General features: G+C 71.9%; 12 protein-coding genes. 7 read left to right on the top strand and 5 right to left on the bottom strand.

From position 1 onward, the window contains the following. Positions 1-18: 18 nt before the first annotated feature. Positions 19-633 carry a TetR/AcrR family transcriptional regulator gene (locus ACFYU9_RS06160; RefSeq protein WP_389218723.1) on the bottom strand — a complete coding sequence of 205 codons (615 nt, stop codon included), beginning with the start codon at positions 631-633 and terminating at the stop codon, positions 19-21. A 200-nt stretch (positions 634-833) separates the two neighbouring features. Here ACFYU9_RS06160 and ACFYU9_RS06155 point away from each other — a divergent pair, with 200 nt between their 5' ends. Genes ACFYU9_RS06155 through ACFYU9_RS06145 form a run of 3 tightly spaced genes read left to right on the top strand, consistent with a single transcriptional unit; the run spans position 834 to position 3,935 of the window. Continuing rightward, positions 834-1,775 carry an ABC transporter permease gene (locus ACFYU9_RS06155; protein WP_389343076.1) on the top strand — a complete coding sequence of 314 codons (942 nt, stop codon included), beginning with the start codon at positions 834-836 and terminating at the stop codon, positions 1,773-1,775. Further along, positions 1,768-2,589 (top strand): ABC transporter ATP-binding protein, encoded by an 822-nt coding sequence (locus ACFYU9_RS06150; protein WP_389218717.1) that lies wholly within the window; start codon positions 1,768-1,770, stop codon positions 2,587-2,589. The genes ACFYU9_RS06155 and ACFYU9_RS06150 overlap by 8 nt, the downstream gene beginning before the upstream one ends. A gap of 26 nt (positions 2,590-2,615) precedes the next feature. Beyond that, a complete protein-coding gene (locus ACFYU9_RS06145; protein WP_389218714.1) occupies positions 2,616-3,935 on the top strand; it encodes a glycosyltransferase 87 family protein in 1,320 nt (439 codons plus the stop codon). Between the two features lie 66 nt (positions 3,936-4,001). Here the strand turns inward: ACFYU9_RS06145 and ACFYU9_RS06140 are convergent, their stop codons facing one another. Next, entirely contained in the window at positions 4,002-8,957 is a 4,956-nt protein-coding gene (locus ACFYU9_RS06140; protein WP_389218712.1) for an NAD-glutamate dehydrogenase, read from the bottom strand. Positions 8,958-9,368: 411 nt separating this feature from the next. On the opposite strand from ACFYU9_RS06140, the gene ACFYU9_RS06135 reads away from it, so the two are divergent. Continuing rightward, a complete protein-coding gene (locus ACFYU9_RS06135; protein WP_389218710.1) occupies positions 9,369-9,926 on the top strand; it encodes a DJ-1/PfpI family protein in 558 nt (185 codons plus the stop codon). A gap of 145 nt (positions 9,927-10,071) precedes the next feature. Here ACFYU9_RS06135 and ACFYU9_RS06130 read toward each other — a convergent pair whose 3' ends face one another. Both ACFYU9_RS06130 and ACFYU9_RS06125 read right to left on the bottom strand, forming a co-directional pair. Continuing rightward, a complete protein-coding gene (locus ACFYU9_RS06130; protein WP_389218708.1) occupies positions 10,072-10,731 on the bottom strand; it encodes an HAD family hydrolase in 660 nt (219 codons plus the stop codon). Positions 10,732-10,807: 76 nt separating this feature from the next. Then, positions 10,808-11,314 (bottom strand): DUF6912 family protein, encoded by a 507-nt coding sequence (locus tag ACFYU9_RS06125; RefSeq protein ID WP_389218705.1) that lies wholly within the window; start codon positions 11,312-11,314, stop codon positions 10,808-10,810. 329 nt (positions 11,315-11,643) lie between these two features. On the opposite strand from ACFYU9_RS06125, the gene ACFYU9_RS06120 reads away from it, so the two are divergent. After that, the gene (locus ACFYU9_RS06120; protein WP_389218703.1) at positions 11,644-12,060 is read left to right on the top strand and encodes an Rv3235 family protein; all 417 of its coding nucleotides are present in this window, start codon (positions 11,644-11,646) and stop codon (positions 12,058-12,060) included. Between the two features lie 220 nt (positions 12,061-12,280). On the opposite strand, the gene secA is transcribed toward ACFYU9_RS06120, so the two are convergent. After that, positions 12,281-15,088, bottom strand: coding sequence for a preprotein translocase subunit SecA (gene secA, locus ACFYU9_RS06115; protein WP_389218700.1), 2,808 nt, complete (start codon positions 15,086-15,088; stop codon positions 12,281-12,283). A 262-nt stretch (positions 15,089-15,350) separates the two neighbouring features. Here secA and ACFYU9_RS06110 point away from each other — a divergent pair, with 262 nt between their 5' ends. Together ACFYU9_RS06110 and ACFYU9_RS06105 are read left to right on the top strand one after the other, a co-directional pair. Beyond that, positions 15,351-15,944, top strand: a complete 594-nt coding sequence (locus tag ACFYU9_RS06110; protein ID WP_389218697.1) for a GNAT family N-acetyltransferase — start codon at positions 15,351-15,353, stop codon at positions 15,942-15,944. Positions 15,945-16,096: 152 nt separating this feature from the next. Continuing rightward, positions 16,097-17,260, top strand: coding sequence for a winged helix-turn-helix domain-containing protein (locus ACFYU9_RS06105; protein ID WP_389343073.1), 1,164 nt, complete (start codon positions 16,097-16,099; stop codon positions 17,258-17,260). Positions 17,261-17,327: the final 67 nt, after the last annotated feature.

Genomic DNA, 17,327 nt, shown 5'->3' with positions numbered 1-17,327 from the left:
GAGGGCAGGACCCCGGGGTTACGCGGTGAGCGCGGCGACCGCCGACCGCGCCAGGTCGTCCAGATACCCCTTGGGCAGCTCCGTACGGACGACCACGAGCCGCCAGTAGAGCGGCCCGAGGACGAGGTCGAGCGCCCGGTCCGGGTCGGAGCCCGCCGGCAGCTCGCCGCGTTCGACGGCCGCGCGGACGACCTGGGCGACCACGCCCTGCTGGCTGTCGAGCAGGGCGGCCTTCAGCGTGTCGGCGATCTCCGGGTGCCGGGCCGCCTCGACGAGGAGGTCGGGGATGACCTGGGAGGCCACCGGGTGCCGCAGCGCGTGCGCGGCGACCTCAAGGAGCGCGCGGACGTCGCCGTGCAGCGAGCCGGTGGCCGGCGCGGGCAGGCCGCGGACGGCGACGGCGCCGACCAGGTCGAGGACGAGGGACAGCTTGGACTTCCAGCGCCGGTAGACGGCGGTCTTGCCGACGCCCGCGCGGCGCGCGATGCCCTCGATGGACATCCGGGCGAAGCCGACCGCGGCGAGTTCCTCGAAGACGGCGGCCCGGATGGCCTCGGTGACGTCCTCCCGGAGCACGGCGGCTCCGGCAGGCGTGCGGCGAGGGGTTCCCGAGGTTCCGGACGGTGTCGTCATGCACAGGATCTTAACCAGCGGTTACGGAACGCGGTCGTGACGACGAGACGGTTCCGTCCCGACGTTGCGCACGGCGGCCGCGCGCCCTACTCTCGCCGTAGCGACGATACGGACCCGTTCCATCGAGCCGGTTCCTTCGAGCCGGTTCCATCGAACCCGTTCCCTCGAGTCCCGTCCCCGGACGGCCTCACCCGAAGGCGATGCCCGTGACCACTCAGACCCTCGCGCCCCCGCCGAAGACGGACGCACCCGCCGCGCCCGCCGCCCTCACCTCCGAGGAGCTGCGGGCCCTCGCCCGGCGCCACGGCCTGACCGTGAGCGGCGCGCGCCCCTCGCTCCCGTCGTACGTGCGGCAGCTCTGGTCCCGGCGGGACTTCATCACCGCGTTCGCCACCGCCAAGCTGACCGCGCAGTACAGCCAGGCGAAGCTCGGCCAGATCTGGCAGGTGATGACCCCGCTGCTCAACGCGGCGGTCTACTACGTGATCTTCGGCGTCCTGATGGACGTCAAGAAGGGCATCGCCGACTACGTCCCGTTCCTGCTCACGGGCGTCTTCGCGTGGACCTTCACCTCGCAGACGATCATGACCGGCACCCGCGCCATCAGCGGCAACCTCGGCCTGGTCCGCGCCCTGCACTTCCCGCGCGCCAGCCTGCCCATCGCGCTCGCGATCCAGCAGCTCCAGCAGCTGCTCTTCTCGCTCGGCGCGCTGGTCGCGATCCTGGTCTGCTTCGGCGAGTACCCGCGCCCGAGCTGGCTGCTCGCGATCCCGGCGCTGCTGCTCCAGACGCTCTTCAGCACCGGACTCGCGCTCGTCATGGCCCGGTGGGCGGCGAAGACGCCGGACATCGCGCAGCTGATGCCGTTCATCCTGCGCACCTGGATGTACGCCTCCGGCGTCATGTGGTCGATCGCGCACCTCACCAAGGGCCGCGATCTGCCGCACGCGGTGATCGTGGCGCTCCAGGCCAACCCGGCCGCCGTCTACATCGACCTGCTGCGGTACGCGCTCGTGGAGAGCTTCCACGCCTCGCTGCTCCCGCCGCACGTGTGGGCGCTGGCGGCCGGCTGGGCCGTCGTGGCCTTCGCCGGCGGGTTCGTCTACTTCTGGAAGGCTGAGGAGACCTACGGCCGTGGCTGATCACACCTCCCCCGCGGTGCCCGAGCGCACCCCCACCGTCGTCGCCGACGGCGTCCACGTCACGTACACCGTCCAGGGCGGCCGCGCCGGCAAGGGCAGCGCCACCTCGGCGCTCAGCCGGATCGTCGCCCGCGGCAAGAGCGCGCCCGGCACCCGCACGGTGCACGCCGTGAAGGGCGTCAGCTTCGCCGCCTACCGGGGCGAGGCGATCGGTCTGATCGGCTCCAACGGCTCGGGCAAGTCGACGCTGCTCAAGGCGGTCGCGGGTCTGCTGCCGGTGAACGCGGGCCACATGTACACCCAGGGCCAGCCCGCCCTGCTCGGCGTCAACGCGGCCCTCATGGGCGATCTCACGGGCGAGCGGAACGTGGTCCTCGGCGGGCTCGCGATGGGCATGAGCCGCCGCGAGGTCGCCGAGCGCTACGACGCGATCGTCGACTTCTCCGGGATCAACGACAAGGGCGACTTCATCTCGCTGCCGATGCGCACGTACTCCTCCGGCATGGGCGCCCGGCTGCGCTTCTCCATCGCCGCCGCCCGCAGCCACGACGTGCTCCTCATCGACGAGGCCCTGGCGACCGGCGACGCCGGATTCCGCCGCCGCAGCCAGCGGCGGATCGACGAGCTGCGCGCCGAGGCCGGAACGGTCTTCCTGGTCAGCCACTCGAACTCGACCATCACCGAGACCTGCGACCGGGCGCTGTGGCTGGAGGCCGGCACGCTGCGGATGGACGGCCCGGCGGACGAGGTCGTGGCGGCGTACGAGGAATTCACGAGCGTCACCGGCTCGGGGGTCAAGAACGGGAAGAAGTAGGACATAACGCCCTAGAGTGCGGAGGGATGACGAACGAGCCCCCTCCGCACGCCACTCCCGCCGCCCTCGGGCCGACGACCGGATCCGCCAAGGCGCCGGAGCCGCCCGCCCTCACCCGGTCGCCCTTCGAGTCGGAGACCTTCACCTCCGCCACCTTCGTGACCGTCGGCCGCGGCCCGCTGCTCGCCCTCGCCGTCGTCTGGCTGCTCACCCGGATCGGCATGCTGATCCTGCTGCGCCGCGACGACCTCGGCATCGGCGGCGTCGCCGCCGAGGTGTACGGGCTCTACCGGCACTGGTACGACCAGTTCGCGCACGGCACCTTCCCGCCCGGCGACCCCGCCTGGCAGTACCCGCCCGGCGCCGGCCTGGTCGTCATGTCCCCCGGCATCGTGCCCGGGCTCACGTACTTCCAGGGCTTCGTCTTCCTCACCCTGCTCGCCGACGCGGCCGTCGCCGTCGCCCTCGCCTCCGCCGACAGCGCCCGGCTCACGCACGGCGCCTGGTACTGGGTGCTCGGCCTGCCGCTGCTCCTGCACATCCCGCTCGCCCGCTACGACGTGCAGACCACCGCCCTCGCCGTGCTCGCGCTGCTCGCCCTCAGGTCCCGCGCGCCCGTCGCGCACCGGATCGGCGGCGTGCTCGCCGGGCTCGGCGCGATGGTCAAGGTGTGGCCCGCGCTCACCCTGATCGGCACCCCGCGCGGCCGCACCACCCGCGAGGCGTGGACGGCCGCCGCCGTCACCGCCCTCACCCTGAGCGGCGTGCTCGCGCTGCTCTTCACCGACTCGCTCGGCTTCCTGCGCCAGCAGGGCAACCGGGGCGTCCAGATCGAGTCCCTCGGCGGCACCGGCCTCGCCCTCGCCCGGGCCGCCGGCATCTGGCCGGGCGGGATCCAGTTCCGCTACGGGGCCTACGAGTACGTCGGCCCGTACGTCTCCACCGTCGGCCACCTGGCGCTGCTGCTCACCGTCGTCGCGTTCATCTGGCTGCTGCTGTGGCGGATGCGGGCCCGCCGCTGGACCGAGGCCACCCCGCTCGACGCGGCCTTCGCCGCCGTCCTGCTGTTCACCGTCACCAGCCGGGTGATCAGCCCCCAGTACCTGGTCTGGCTGCTCGGCCTCGCGGCCGTCTGCCTGACCTGCCGGCGCACGGTCATGCGCCCGGCCGCCCTGCTCCTGCTGCCCGCCGCGGCCCTGAGCTCGCTCACGTACCCGGTGCTCTATCCGGACGTCGTCGCCGGCACCTGGCAGGGCCTCACCGTCCTGACGCTGCGCAACGCCCTTCTGCTGGCGTCGGCGGCGCTGGCGGCGCGCCGGCTGTGGACGTCGACCGCGAGCGCGTAGCCCCACCGACGGGGGCGCCCCCGCCGGCTCGTGCCGGCGGGGGCGCCCCTTGGGTCGGATCAGCGGTCAGCTGTGCGTGCGCAGCAGCGTGCGCATCGTCCGCATGGCCACCGACAGGTTCGCCAGGTCGAAGGCGTCCGAGCCCTGGATCTCCTCCAGGGTCGTGCGCGCCCGGCCCAGGATGGCCGCGTTGTTGTCCTCCCACGCCTTGAACCGCTCCTCCGGGGTGGAGGTGCCGTTCCCGGCGGCGAGGACGTCCGCGGTGAGCCCGGCGTGGGCCGCGAAGAGGTCCTCGCGGATGGAGGCGCGGGCCATCGACTGCCAGCGGTCGGCCCGCGGCAGCTCGATGATCCGGTCCATCAGGTCGGTGATCTTCAGCCGGTCGGCCAGGTCGTAGTAGACCTCGGCGACCGCCAGCGGATCCTTGCCGGTGCGGTCCGCGATCGCGACGACGTCGAGGATCGGGAACGCGGAGGAGAACCCGGCCACGCGCAGCGCCAGCTCCTCCGGGACGCCGACCTCGGTCAGCTCGCCCAGGATCGACTGGTACCACTCCAGGTCCGCGCCGCGCAGCAGCTGCGGCAGCTTCTCCCAGACCTGCTCGACCCGCTCGGCGAAGAACTCGATGGTCTCGCCCAGCTGGAGCGGCTGCGGCCGGTTGTTGAGCAGCCAGCGGGTGCCGCGCTCGACGAGCCGGCGCGAGTGCAGCCGCATCCGGGTCTGGAACTCGGCCGCGACCTTGTTGTCGAGCGCCTCGACGGCGTCCCAGACCTCGCCCAGGCGGAAGATCACGCGGGCCGCGGTCTGCGCGCGGACGATCTCCTCGATCGACGCGCCGGACTCCTCGCGCAGACGGTGCAGGAAGGTCGAGCCACCGGTGTTGACGGTGTCGTTGACCAGCACCGTGGTGATGATCTCGCGGCGCAGCGCGTGGTTGTCGACGGCCTCGGTGAACTGCTCGCGCAGCAGCGTCGGGAAGTACGCGTGGAGCAGCCCGCGCAGGTACGGGTCGTCCGGCAGCTCGGTGCCGATCAGCTCGTCGGCCACCGTGATCTTGGTGTACGCGAGGAGGACGGCGAGCTCCGGCTGGCTCAGGCCCTTGCCGCCGCTCAGCAGCTCGCGGATCTGCCGGTCGTTGGGCAGGAACTCGAGCGAGCGGTCGAGCGCCCCGTCGCGGCCCAGGCGGCGCATGAAGCGCTGGTGGGCGTGGAGCAGGGACGGCGACTGGGCGACGGCGTTGGCCAGGGCGGTGTTCTGCGCGTAGTTGTTGCGCAGCACGAGCGCGCCGACCTCGTCCGTCATCTCGGCGAGGATCTTGTTGCGCTGCTTGACGGTCATGTCGCCCTCGGCGACGAGCCCGTTGAGCAGGATCTTGATGTTGACCTCGTGGTCGGAGGTGTCCACGCCGGCGCTGTTGTCGATGGCGTCGGTGTTGACCTTGCCGCCCGCGCCCTCGGGTCCGCCGGTGCGGGCGAACTCGATGCGGCCGAGCTGGGTCGCGCCGAGGTTGCCGCCCTCGCCGATGACCTTGGCGCGGACGTCCTGGCCGTCGACGCGGATGGCGTCGTTGGCCTTGTCGCCGACGTCGGCGTTCGACTCGGCGGAGGACTTCACGTACGTGCCGATGCCGCCGTTCCACAGCAGGTCGACGGGCGACTGCAGGATGGCCTTCATCAGCTCGGCCGGGGTCAGCTTGGTGACGCCGGCCTCGATGCCCAGGGCGGCCCGCATCTGCGCGTTGACCGGGATCGACTTGGCGCTGCGCGGGTGGACGCCACCGCCCGCGGAGAGCAGCGAGAGGTCGTAGTCGGCCCAGGAGCTGCGCGGCAGGTCGAAGAGGCGGCGGCGCTCGGCGTACGAGGTGGCCGCGTCCGGGGTCGGGTCGATGAAGATGTGGCGGTGGTCGAAGGCCGCGACGAGGCGGATGTGCTCGGAGAGCAGCATGCCGTTGCCGAAGACGTCGCCGGACATGTCGCCGACGCCGACGACGGTGAAGTCCTCGGTCTGGGTGTCGTGGCCCAGCTCGCGGAAGTGGCGCTTGACCGACTCCCAGGCGCCGCGGGCGGTGATGCCCATGCCCTTGTGGTCGTAGCCGGCCGAGCCGCCGGAGGCGAACGCGTCGCCCAGCCAGAAGCCGTACGCCTCGGCGACGCCGTTGGCGATGTCGGAGAAGGTCGCGGTGCCCTTGTCGGCGGCGACGACCAGGTAGGTGTCGTCCTCGTCGTGGCGGACCACGTCGACCGGGGGCACGACCTCGCCGGCCACCAGGTTGTCGGTGATGTCGAGGAGCGCCGAGATGAAGGTCTTGTACGACGCGATGCCCTCGGCCAGCCAGGCGTCGCGGTCCACGGACGGGTCCGGGAGCTGCTTGGCGACGAAGCCGCCCTTGGCGCCGACCGGCACGATGACGGTGTTCTTCACCATCTGCGCCTTGACCAGGCCGAGGATCTCGGTACGGAAGTCCTCACGGCGGTCGGACCAGCGCAGGCCGCCTCGGGCGACCTTGCCGAAGCGCAGGTGGACGCCCTCGACGCGCGGCGAGTACACCCAGATCTCGAAGGCCGGGCGCGGGGCCGGCAGGTCCGGGATGGCCTGCGGGTCGAACTTCATCGACACGTAGGGGTGCGGCTTGCCGTCGGCGGACTTCTGGAAGAAGTTCGTCCGCAGGGTGGCCTTGATGAGGGTGAGGAAGGAACGCAGGATGCGGTCCTCGTCCAGGCTCGCGACCTGGTCGAGGGCGGCGTCCAGCTCCTCCAGGAGGGCGTCGATCAGCTCGGTGCCGGCGCGCTGCCGCTCCGGGGCCATGCGGGCCTCGAAGAGGTTGACGAGCAGCCGGGTGGTGTGGACGTTGTTGCGGAGGGTGTCCTCCATGTAGTCCTGGCTGAACGTCGCCCCGGCCTGGCGCAGGTACTTCGCGTAGGCGCGCAGCACCATCGCCTCGCGCCAGTTGAGCCCGGCGGACAGGACGAGCGAGTTGAAGTTGTCGTTCTCGGCCTCGCCGGTCCAGGTGGCCGCGAAGGCCTCCTGGAAGCGCTCGCGGGCGTCGTCGCCGAGGTAGTCGCCGCCGTTGCCGGTGGGCGTGGGCATCCGCAGGCCGAAGTCGTAGACCCAGGCGTTGGGGCGGTCGGCGAGGCGCAGCTCGTAGGGGCGCTCGTCGGTGACCTCGACGCCGAGCCGGTTGAGGACCGGCAGGACCGCGGAGAGCGAGATCTGGTCGCCGGTCTTGTAGATCTTGAAGCGGCGCTCGCCGGAGCCGGAGGCGACGGGCTCGTAGAGGGAGAGCGCGAAGTCCTTGCCGCTGTCGGCGAGGGCCTCCAGGTGGCACAGGTCGGCGACGGCGGCGCGCGGCGAGTGGTCGGCCTTGTAGCCCTCGGGGAAGGCGTTGCCGTAACGGCGCAGCAGCTCGGCGGCGCGCTCCTCGCCCAGCTCGGCGTTGAGCGCCTCGCCGAAGCCGTCGGCCCAGGAGCGGGTGGCGTCGGAGAGCCGGTTCTCGATGCGGTCGACGTCGGCGTCGGTGAGCTTGGCGAGCTCGGTGCCCGGCTCGACGCGGATGACGAAGTGCAGGCGGGAGAGGATCGACTCGGTGTTCCAGGCCGTGAAGTCGACGCTGGTCCCGTTCAGCTCTTCCTTGAGGATGTCGATGATCCGCAGCCGGACGCGGGTGGTGTAGCGGTCGCGCGGCAGGTAGACGAGGGCCGAGTAGTAGCGGCCGTACTCGTCCTGGCGCAGGTAGAGCCGCAGCTTGCGCCGCTCCTGCAGGTACAGAACGCTGGTGGCGATGGCCTGGAGCTGGTCGACCGGGGTCTGGAAGAGCTCGTCGCGCGGGTAGGTCTCCAGGATCTGGAGCAGGTCGCGGCCGTCGTGGCTGCTCGGCGCGAAGCCGGCGCCCGCGAGGACCTCCTGGACCTTGCGCTTGATGACCGGCACGCGGCGGACGGACTCGGTGTAGGCGGCCGAGGAGAACAGGCCCAGGAAGCGGCGCTCGCCGATGACGTTGCCGTCGGCGTCGAACTTCTTCACGCCCACGTAGTCGAGGTACGAGGGGCGGTGCACGGTCGCGCGGCTGTTGGCCTTCGTCAGGATCAGCAGCTTGTGCTCGCGCGCCTTGGCGCGGGCGTCGGCGGGCAGCCGGCTGAAGGACGGCGAGACGGGGTGGGCGTGCTTGTCGTCGCCGCTGTGGTGCGGGTCGGAGCGCAGGATGCCGAGGCCGGTGCCGGGGACGGCGGACAGCGCGTCGCCGTTGACCAGCTCGTACTCGCGGTAGCCGATGAAGGTGAAGTGGTCGTCGGCGAGCCAGCGGAGCAGCTCGCGGGCCTCCTCGACCTCGGTGGGCCGCAGGTCGGAGGCGACGGGCTCCTCGGGCAGGCCGTCGGCGATGCGCAGCGCGGCCTCGCGCATCTTCTCCCAGTCCTCGACGGTCTCGCGGACGTCGGACAGGACGCGCAGCAGGTCGTTGGTGATCTGCTTGAGGTCGGCCTTGTCGGTCTCGCGGTCGATCTCGACGTGGATCCAGGACTCGAGCAGCGCGTCGTGCGGCAGCTCGCCCTTGGGCTCCTTGGAGAGCACCTCGATGAGCTTGCCGGTCACGTCGCGGCGGACCGTGACCTGCGGGTGGATGACGACGTGGATGCCGCGGCCCTGGCGGGACAGCTCGTTGGTCACGGAGTCCACGAGGAACGGCATGTCGTCGGTGACGACCTCGACGACGGAGTGGCTGCAGGTCCAGCCGTTCTCCTCCACCGTCGGGGTGTGCACGCGGACGTTCGCGGTGCCCTGGGGACGGTTCTCCGCCAGGCGGTAGTGCGAGAGCGCGGCGCCGAAGACGTCGTCGGCCTCACGGCCGGCGAGGTCCTCGGGCGCGGTGTGCAGGTAGTAGCGCTGGAGGTAGTCGAGGAGGGTCGCTCGGTCCGGACGCTTCCCGTCGGGCCCTGTCGGAAGTCGCCCCCCGGCCGGGCTGTTCTCAGCTACCCGGGCGGCCCGATCGAGCAGCTCGGCCTTGGCTTCGTCCAGCTTGGTCTGCATGTCCTCTGACTCCTGTCGCGCGCCGTTGCGTGACGTCGGTGGAAGAAAGGACACAACGCCACGACGCGGGGGTACCGGTCTGAGTCGACGTTATGCCGCGATGAGAGATGTCCGGGTCGTTCTCGGCCACGGTGGGTGTCGTGCCGTGGGCGCGCGCACCGCCCGGACGCAGTGAATCCGCGAACGCGCCGTCGGCCCGGCCGCCGTAGCGGGCCGGGCGCAAGCCGGGGGCTGCGTTGCCCCCTCGGCATATCGCGCTGATCACGGGAAAAGCCTATCGCTGATGACCCCCCGGCCGTCATGAGCCTTATGTGTACAAAAGCAGGCCGGTAAGTTTGACAGTGTGGACAGCGACGCATGGTTCCCGGGGCACACACCGACATCGGGGATCTGACGGATCTGGGAGCCGCCATGACGAAGATCTTGATCGTGACCGGGGACGCGGCGGAGTCGCTGGAGGTGATGTACCCGTACCAGCGGCTCCTCGAAGAGGGGTACGAGGTCGACATCGCGGCCCCGTCGCGCAAACAGCTCCGCTTCGTCGTGCACGACTTCGAGCCGGGCTACGACACGTACACCGAGAAGCCCGGCTACACCTGGCCCGCCGACCTCGCCTTCTCCGAGGTCGACCCGGGCGAGTACGTCGCCGTGGTCATCCCTGGCGGCCGCGCCCCGGAGTACCTCCGCAACGACCCGGAGCTCCGCAAGATCCTCAAGTCCTTCTTCGACGCCGACAAACCGGTCGCCCAGATCTGCCACGGCCCGCTCCTCACCGCGGCCCTCGGCAGCCTCGAAGGCCGCCACGTCACGGCGTACCCGGCCCTCGAACTCGACATGCAGGCGGCGGGCGCGACCTTCCAGGACACGGAGGCGGTGGTGGACGGCCGCCTGGTGTCGTCGAGGGCCTGGCCGGACCACCCGAGCTGGATGCGGGAGTTCCTGAAGGTGCTGCGGGAGGCGAAGGCGTAGGCACGGACCCCCTGGGGGTTGCGGGCCTACGTTCCGCGGGGCTGGAGGCACCGGTGGGCACAACCCCCACCGGGCCGCCCCGGGCCCCGTACCCCAGTCCTGCCCCTGCCCCTGTCCCTGCCCCCGCTCCTGCCCTTCCCTGCCCCTAGACCAGCTCGTCCGCCACGGCGACCGCCTCGGCGAGCGTGTCGACGACCGGGACCCCGACCCGCTCCAGTGACGCCCGGCTGTGCGATCCGCCGGTGTACAGCACCGCCTTCGCGCCCACGTGCGCGGCCGCGATCGCGTCGTCCGCGGCGTCGCCGATGACGACCACCCGCTCCGCCGCCACTCCCTCCAGCGCCGCCAGGTGCCGCACCATGTGGCCGGACTTCCCGTCCGACGACCGGTCGGCCCGCCCGTCGACCCGCACGAAGCGCTCGGCGATCCCGTGCTGCCGCACGAGCGGTATCAGGTCGTCGTGCGGCGCGAGCGAGAGCAGCGACTGCGTGAACCCGGACGCCTGCCGCGCGGCCAGCAGCTCCGCGGCGCCGGCCGTGAGCCGGGCGCCCTCGGCCTGCGCCCAGTAGTGCCGGTGGAAGGTGCCGTCCATGAGCAGCCACTCGTCCTCGGTGGGCAGCCGCCCCATCAGCCGCTCGTAGAACTTGGGCACCGGCACGGTGTACAGGTCCCGGTACCGCTCCAGGGTGATCGGTTCGAGCCCCAGCTCGGCGAAGGCCGCGTTGGTGGCGCCGATGACCGCGCCGATGTCGTCGAGCAGAGTGCCGTTCCAGTCCCAGACCAGATGCTTCGCGTGCTTCCCCATGGGAAGCCACGGTACCGGCCCGGTACGACAGCCGGACCGGGCCCCCGGCAGGTCAGCGCGCAGCTCGGCCCGCAGGTCAGCCCAGCAGCGCGGGGATCTCCTGCACGCCGAACCAGAGCAGCTCGTGGTCCTCGGCCCCGTCGACGACGAACTGCGCGTCGTCGTCACCCTGGTCGGCGGCACCGAGCGCGGCGGCCGCGGCGGCGACGTCCTTCTCCGCGTCGTCGGCGTCGGCGTGCACGGCGGCGGCCTTGGCCAGCGCCACGGCGGCGGCGATGCGGACCTCGCCGAGCGCGCTCGCGTCGAGCCCGCGGTCCGGGTCGACGACGGCGTCCTTGTCGGGCACGTCGACGGCGACGACGACCCGGCGCCGGGCGGCCCGCGGGTCACCGGCGAGCAGCCGCAGCGAGGCGGCGGCGGCGCGGTTGAGGGCGGCGTACTCCAGCTCCTCGATGTCGTCGGAGACGTACCACTCGCGCAGCGCGGGGGTGACGGCGTAGGCGGTGAGCGGCCCGGGGCCCAGCTCGCCGGACTTGTGCGCCTGTGCGAGACCGGGGAGCGTCAGGGGGACGTACACGCGCATGGCTGGCCGCTTTCGTAGTCGGAGACGCCCTCAGGATACGTGCGGAGTCCCCTTTCGGGGCCGGGGGTCCGGCGCCGGGGCCGCCACGGGCGACCGGGCGGCCCCGGGTGCGGGGTTGACGCCGAGGCAGGCACCCGCGGAGACCCGCGGGGCGAGCCCGCACCGCCGTCACCCTGATAGGTGAATCGCTCTGCGTGACCTCCGCAGGCCAACCGCTCCTTGCGACCGCGCCCGCCGCCCCCGTACAAGATCCCCAGCAAGTTACTGACTGGTACCAACCGGTCACCCACTGCAATCTCATCGCACGCATCGCGACGAACGGGGACCCCATGACCACGAACACCCTGCGCCCCCGCGGCCCCGCCGGCACCGGCCCCCGTGGCCGCGCCGGGACCACCCCGCGGCGGTCGGCGCCGCCGCACCTGATGTTCGCCGAGAAGCTCCTCGCCGTGCTGAGCGGCGAGCGGCCCGTGCACTGGATGCTCGGGCACACGATCGGCGAGGCGTACGAGCAGCTGGTCCGGCTCGCCCCGGTCACGCCGCTGCGCTCGTCCGGGCCGCGCCCGGTGCTGCGCGCGTGCAGGTTCCATCCGCCGGCCGACGGCGCCCTGGAGGCCTGGGCCACCGTCGCGACGGGCGACCGCGTCCGCGCCATGGCCTTCCGCCTGGAACGGGGCGGGGACCGCCGCTGGCGCTGCGCGGCGGTGGAACTGGACGGCCTGCCCGGCCCGTCATCCGGCCGTTGACCGCAGCCGCACCCGAAAGAGCGGAGCCGCGCGGGGCCCGTACGCGGAGAGGACCGGGCGGCGGCCGCCCGTACGCCGAAGGGGCCGGGCGGCGACCCGTACGCCGGAGGGGCCGGGCCGCCGCCGCACACCAGAGGGGCCGGGTGCCGGCCGCCCGTATGCCGGAGGGGCCGGCCGCCATGCGGCGACCGGCCCCTCGGTTTCGTCCTACGGCATCCGCCTACTTCTTGCGGCGACGCCCACCGGCGCTCTTCTGCGCCTTGCGGCGCTCCGCGCGGGTCAGGCCGTCGCCCTCGCCGGCGGCGCCGTCCGAGGCGAAGTCACCCTCGACGACCGAGCCCTCGCCGTCGATCTTCGGCGCGGAGAAGTGCAGGCGCGGGCGCTGCGGGGCGTCCAGGCCCTTGGCGCGGATCTCCGGGCGGGCGGCGCCGGCCGGGACGGGCGCGCCCTCCTTGTCCAGGGACGGGGCGTCCTGCACCGGGACCTCCTCGACCTGCTGCTCGACCTGGACCTCCAGGTTGAACAGGTAGCCGACGGACTCCTCCTTGATGCCCTCCATCATCGCGGAGAACATGTCGAAGCCCTCGCGCTGGTACTCGACCAGCGGGTCCTTCTGCGCCATCGCGCGCAGGCCGATGCCCTCCTGGAGGTAGTCCATCTCGTAGAGGTGCTCGCGCCACTTGCGGTCGAGGACCGACAGGACGACCCGGCGCTCCAGCTCGCGCATGATGTCCGAGCCGAGCTGCTGCTCACGGGCGTCGTACTGCTCGTGGATGTCGTTCTTGACGGCCTCGGCGATGAATTCCGCCGTGATGCCCGCGCGGTCGCCGGCGGCGTCCTCCAGCTCGTCGACCGTGACCTTGGTCGGGTAGAGCTGCTTGAACGCGTTCCACAGCCGGTCCAGGTCCCACTCCTCGGCGAAGCCTTCGGCGGTCTCCTGGCGGATGTAGTCGTCGATGGTGTCGTCCATGAAGTGGCGCACCTGCTCGTGCAGGTCCTCGCCCTCCAGGACGCGGCGGCGCTCGGCGTAGATGACCTCGCGCTGGCGGTTGAGGACCTCGTCGTACTTCAGGACGTTCTTGCGCGTCTCGAAGTTCTGGGACTCGACCTGGCCCTGCGCGGAGGCGATGGCGCGGGTGACCATCTTGTTCTCGATCGGCACGTCGTCCGGGACGTTGGCCATGGCCATGACCCGCTCGACCATCTGGGCCTTGAAGAGGCGCATCAGGTCGTCGCCGAGCGACAGGTAGAAGCGGGACTCGCCCGGGTCGCCCTGACGGCCGGAACGGCCGCGGAGCTGGTTGTCGATACGACGGGACTCGTGGCGCTCGGTGCCCAGGACGTACAGGCCGCCGAGCTCCTTGACCTCCTCGAACTCCGCCTTCACGGCCTTCTCGGCGCGCTCCAGGGCGCCCGGCAGGGCCGCGGCCCACTCCTCGACGTGCTCGACCGGGTCGAGGCCGGCCTGGCGCAGCTCCGCCTCGGCGAGGTCGTCGGGGTTGCCGCCGAGCTTGATGTCCGTACCGCGGCCGGCCATGTTCGTGGCGACGGTGACGGCGCCGCGGCGGCCCGCCTGGGCGACGATGACGGCCTCGCGCTCGTGGTGCTTGGCGTTGAGGACCTCGTGCGGGATGCCGCGCTTGCTGAGCTGCTGCGACAGGTACTCGGACTTCTCGACCGAGGTGGTGCCGACGAGGACCGGCTGGCCCTTCTCGTGCTTCTCCGCGATGTCGTCGACGACGGCGGCGAACTTGGCGACCTCGGTCCGGTAGATCAGGTCCGGCTGGTCCACGCGCTGCATGGGCCTGTTCGTCGGGATCGGCACGACGCCCAGCTTGTAGATCTGGTGGAACTCGGCCGCCTCGGTCATGGCCGTACCGGTCATGCCGGAGAGCTTGTTGTAGAGGCGGAAGAAGTTCTGGAGGGTGATCGTGGCGAGGGTCTGGTTCTCGTCCTTGATCGGCACGCCCTCCTTGGCCTCGATGGCCTGGTGCATGCCCTCGTTGTAGCGGCGGCCGGCGAGGATACGGCCGGTGTGCTCGTCGACGATCATGACTTCGCCGTCGATGACGACGTAGTCCTTGTCCTTCTTGAACAGTTCCTTCGCCTTGATGGCGTTGTTCAGGTAACCGACGAGCGGGGTGTTGACCGACTCGTACAGGTTGTCGATGCCCAGCCAGTCCTCGACCTTGGCGACGCCGGCCTCGTGGATGGCGACGGTGCGCTTCTTCTCGTCGACCTCGTAGTCGCCGGTCTCCTCGATGCCCTTCATCGGGTTGCCGGGCTCGCCCTTGGTGAGGCGGGTGACCAGCTTGGCGAAGTCGCCGTACCACTTGGTGGCCTGGTCGGCCGGGCCGGAGATGATCAGCGGCGTACGGGCCTCGTCGACGAGGATCGAGTCGACCTCGTCGACACACGCGTAGTTGTGGCCGCGCTGGACGAGCTCGTCCTGGGACCACGCCATGTTGTCGCGCAGGTAGTCGAAGCCGAACTCGTTGTTCGTGCCGTACGTGATGTCGCAGGCGTACTGCTCGCGGCGCTGCGCCGGGGTCATGTTGGCGAGGATGCAGCCGACCTGGAGGCCCAGGAAGCGGTGGACGCGGCCCATCATCTCGGAGTCGCGCTCGGCCAGGTAGTCGTTCACCGTGATCAGGTGCACGCCCTCGCCGGACAGCGCGTTCAGGTACGCGGGGAGCGTGCCGACGAGGGTCTTGCCCTCACCGGTCTTCATCTCGGCCACGTAACCGAGGTGGAGGGCGGCGCCGCCCATGATCTGCACGTCGTAGTGGCGCTGGCCGAGGACGCGCTTGGCAGCCTCACGGACGGTGGCGAACGCCTCCGGAAGGAGGTCGTCCAGGCTCTCGCCGTCGGCGTACCGCTGCTTGTACTCGTCGGTGAGCGCCCGCAACTCGGCGTCGGAGAGGTTGACGAAGTCCTCTTCGATGGAGTTGACCTGGTCCGCGATGCGGTGCAGTTTGCGCAGGATCTTGCCTTCGCCTGCACGCATGAGCTTGTGGAAGACGGACACTGAGGCTGGTCTCCTTGCCGGTCGGGCCTGGCACTGGGTCTTGTCATGACTCGGGCGCGGGCACGGCAGGTGGTCCCCACCGCAACGGCCATCGTAAGCGAGACCGCCCTCGCGGAGGGAGGCCCGCAGGGCCGGAGCCCCCGCTCCGGCCCCCAGGACCTGTCCGGCGCCTCTCACAGGAAGAACGCACGAGGCCACCGGAAGGTGCCGCCCCGCCCGAAAAGTGTTCGCTTCCACCGGGACGGGTCACCACAATTTCGTCATGGAGCCCATCACACTCAGCACCGAGCGGCTGCGCCTGCGTCCCTTCGCGCCGGAGGACGCCGACGCGGTGTACGCCGCCTGCCAGGACCCCGACATCCAGCGCTGGACCACCGTCCCGTCCCCGTACGGCCGGGCGGACGCCGAGCTCTTCGTCACCCGCATCGCGCCGGAGGGCTGGCGCCTGGACGGCGAGTACGCCTTCGCCGTCGAGCCCCTGGAGGGCGGCCCGCTGCTCGCCGCGATCGGCCTGCACGCACGCGGCCCGGGCGTCCGCGAGGTCGGCTACTGGATGGTGAAGGAGCACCGCGGCCACGGCTACATGACCGAGGCCGTCACCGCCCTCGCCCGCTGGTCCTTCACCTCCCTCGGGATCCACCGCTTCCTGTGGCGCGCCGAGGTCGGCAACGCCGCCTCCCGCGCCGTCGCCGAGCGCGCCGGCTTCACCATCGAGGGCGTGGAGCGCGCGGGCCTGATCAACAAGGGCACGGCCCGCGACGGCTGGCTCGGCTCCCTGCTGCCGTCGGACCTGGGCCTGCCCTCGCCCGTGCCGTATCTGCCGGCGAGGGCGGCAAGCGCGGCGACGGAGGGCTGAGGGGGCGTGCAGGGCTGAGGGGGCGTGTGGCGGACGTGTGGCTGACGTGCGGCGGCCGTGTGGCGGGGCCGGCCGGCCCCGGCTGCCCGGTCCCCCGCCGCCTCGGCCGAAAGCCTCACCCGGTGTCAGTGCCGCCCTCTAGGGTGCGGATCATGACTGCCGCCCCGCGCCCCGCCGCCGAACTGTCCGCCGACGACGCCCGCCGGATCGCCCTGCGGGCGCAGGGCTTCCTCGGAGCCCCCGACCGGCGGGCGGGGGTGCGGGGTGTGCTGCGCCACCTCGGGCAGGTCCAGCTGGACACCATCTCGGTCCTCGCCCGCTCGCACGAGCTCATCCCGTACGCCCGCCTGGGCGCGGTCGGCCGCCGCACCGTCGAGGACGCGTACTGGACCGAGGGCCACGCCTTCGAGTACTGGTCGCACGCGGCCTGCATCCTGCCCGTCGAGGAGTGGCCGCTCTTCGCCTTCCGCCGCCGCGCCTACCGCGACCGCCCGCACTGGGGCCACAAGCTGTCCCCGGCGGCGTACGACGCGGTGATCGCGCAGCTGCGCGCCGAGGGCCCGCGGACGGCGACGGAGCTGGGCGGCGCGAAGAACAAGGGCGAGTGGTGGGACTGGTCCGACTCCAAGATCGCCGTGGAGCGGGCGCTGATGTACGGCGAGGTGGTGGTCACCGAGCGCCGCGGCTGGAAGCGGGTGTACGACCTGGCCGAGCGCGCCATCCCGGACGCGGTGCTCCACGACGACCTCGACGACACGGAGTGTCTGCGCCGGCTCGTCCGACAGGCGGGCGAGGCCCTCGGCGTCGGCACCCGCGCGGACATCGCGGACTACCACCGGATCAAGGCCGAGGCGTTCGACGCGGTGGTGGCGGACTCGGGGCTGGTGCCGGTGACGGTGGCGGGCTGGGGGAAGCCGGCCTGGGCGGACCCGGCCGCGCTCGCGACCGAGCCGCGCGGCCGGCACCGCACGACGCTGCTCTCGCCGTTCGACTCGCTGATCTGGGAGCGGCCCCGCACGGAGCGGATCTTCGGCTTCACGCACCGCCTGGAGGCGTACGTGCCCAAGCCGAAGCGGGTGTACGGCTACTTCGCGATGCCCGTCCTGTCCGGCGGCCGGCTCGTGGGCCGGGTGGACCCGGCGCGCGACGGCCGGACCCTGGTCGCCCGGCAGGTGACGCTGGACGGCGCGAAGGCGGTCCCGGCGGTGGCGCAGGCGCTGCGCGAGGCGGCCGAGTGGGTGGGCTGCGACGCCGTAGCGGTCGAGCGCGTGGACGCCCCTGAGCTGGCCCCGGAGCTGGTCAAGGCACTGGGCTGAGGCCCGGAGCGCCGAGAGCGGGGACTCGGGGGCCGTCGGGCCCGGTGGCCGGTGGCCGGTGGCCGGT

It is taken from the genome of Streptomyces sp. NPDC004327, from assembly GCF_042873935.1.
Classification (GTDB): Bacteria; Actinomycetota; Actinomycetes; order Streptomycetales; family Streptomycetaceae; genus Streptomyces.
This window is presented reverse-complemented; position numbering and strand designations above follow the sequence as displayed.

Bases quoted from the DNA above. Each gene is read 5' to 3' on its own strand.
- ACFYU9_RS06160 (WP_389218723.1), bottom strand. From the start codon at position 633: ATGACGACACCGTCCGGAACCTCGGGAACCCCTCGCCGCACGCCTGCC.
- ACFYU9_RS06130 (WP_389218708.1), bottom strand. From the start codon at position 10,731: ATGGGGAAGCACGCGAAGCATCTGGTCTGGGACTGGAACGGCACTCTG.
- ACFYU9_RS06120 (WP_389218703.1), top strand. From the start codon at position 11,644: ATGACCACGAACACCCTGCGCCCCCGCGGCCCCGCCGGCACCGGCCCC.
- ACFYU9_RS06140 (WP_389218712.1), bottom strand. From the start codon at position 8,957: ATGCAGACCAAGCTGGACGAAGCCAAGGCCGAGCTGCTCGATCGGGCC.
- ACFYU9_RS06135 (WP_389218710.1), top strand. From the start codon at position 9,369: ATGACGAAGATCTTGATCGTGACCGGGGACGCGGCGGAGTCGCTGGAG.
- ACFYU9_RS06155 (WP_389343076.1), top strand. From the start codon at position 834: ATGCCCGTGACCACTCAGACCCTCGCGCCCCCGCCGAAGACGGACGCA.
- ACFYU9_RS06145 (WP_389218714.1), top strand. From the start codon at position 2,616: ATGACGAACGAGCCCCCTCCGCACGCCACTCCCGCCGCCCTCGGGCCG.
- ACFYU9_RS06125 (WP_389218705.1), bottom strand. From the start codon at position 11,314: ATGCGCGTGTACGTCCCCCTGACGCTCCCCGGTCTCGCACAGGCGCAC.
- ACFYU9_RS06110 (WP_389218697.1), top strand. From the start codon at position 15,351: ATGGAGCCCATCACACTCAGCACCGAGCGGCTGCGCCTGCGTCCCTTC.
- ACFYU9_RS06105 (WP_389343073.1), top strand. From the start codon at position 16,097: ATGACTGCCGCCCCGCGCCCCGCCGCCGAACTGTCCGCCGACGACGCC.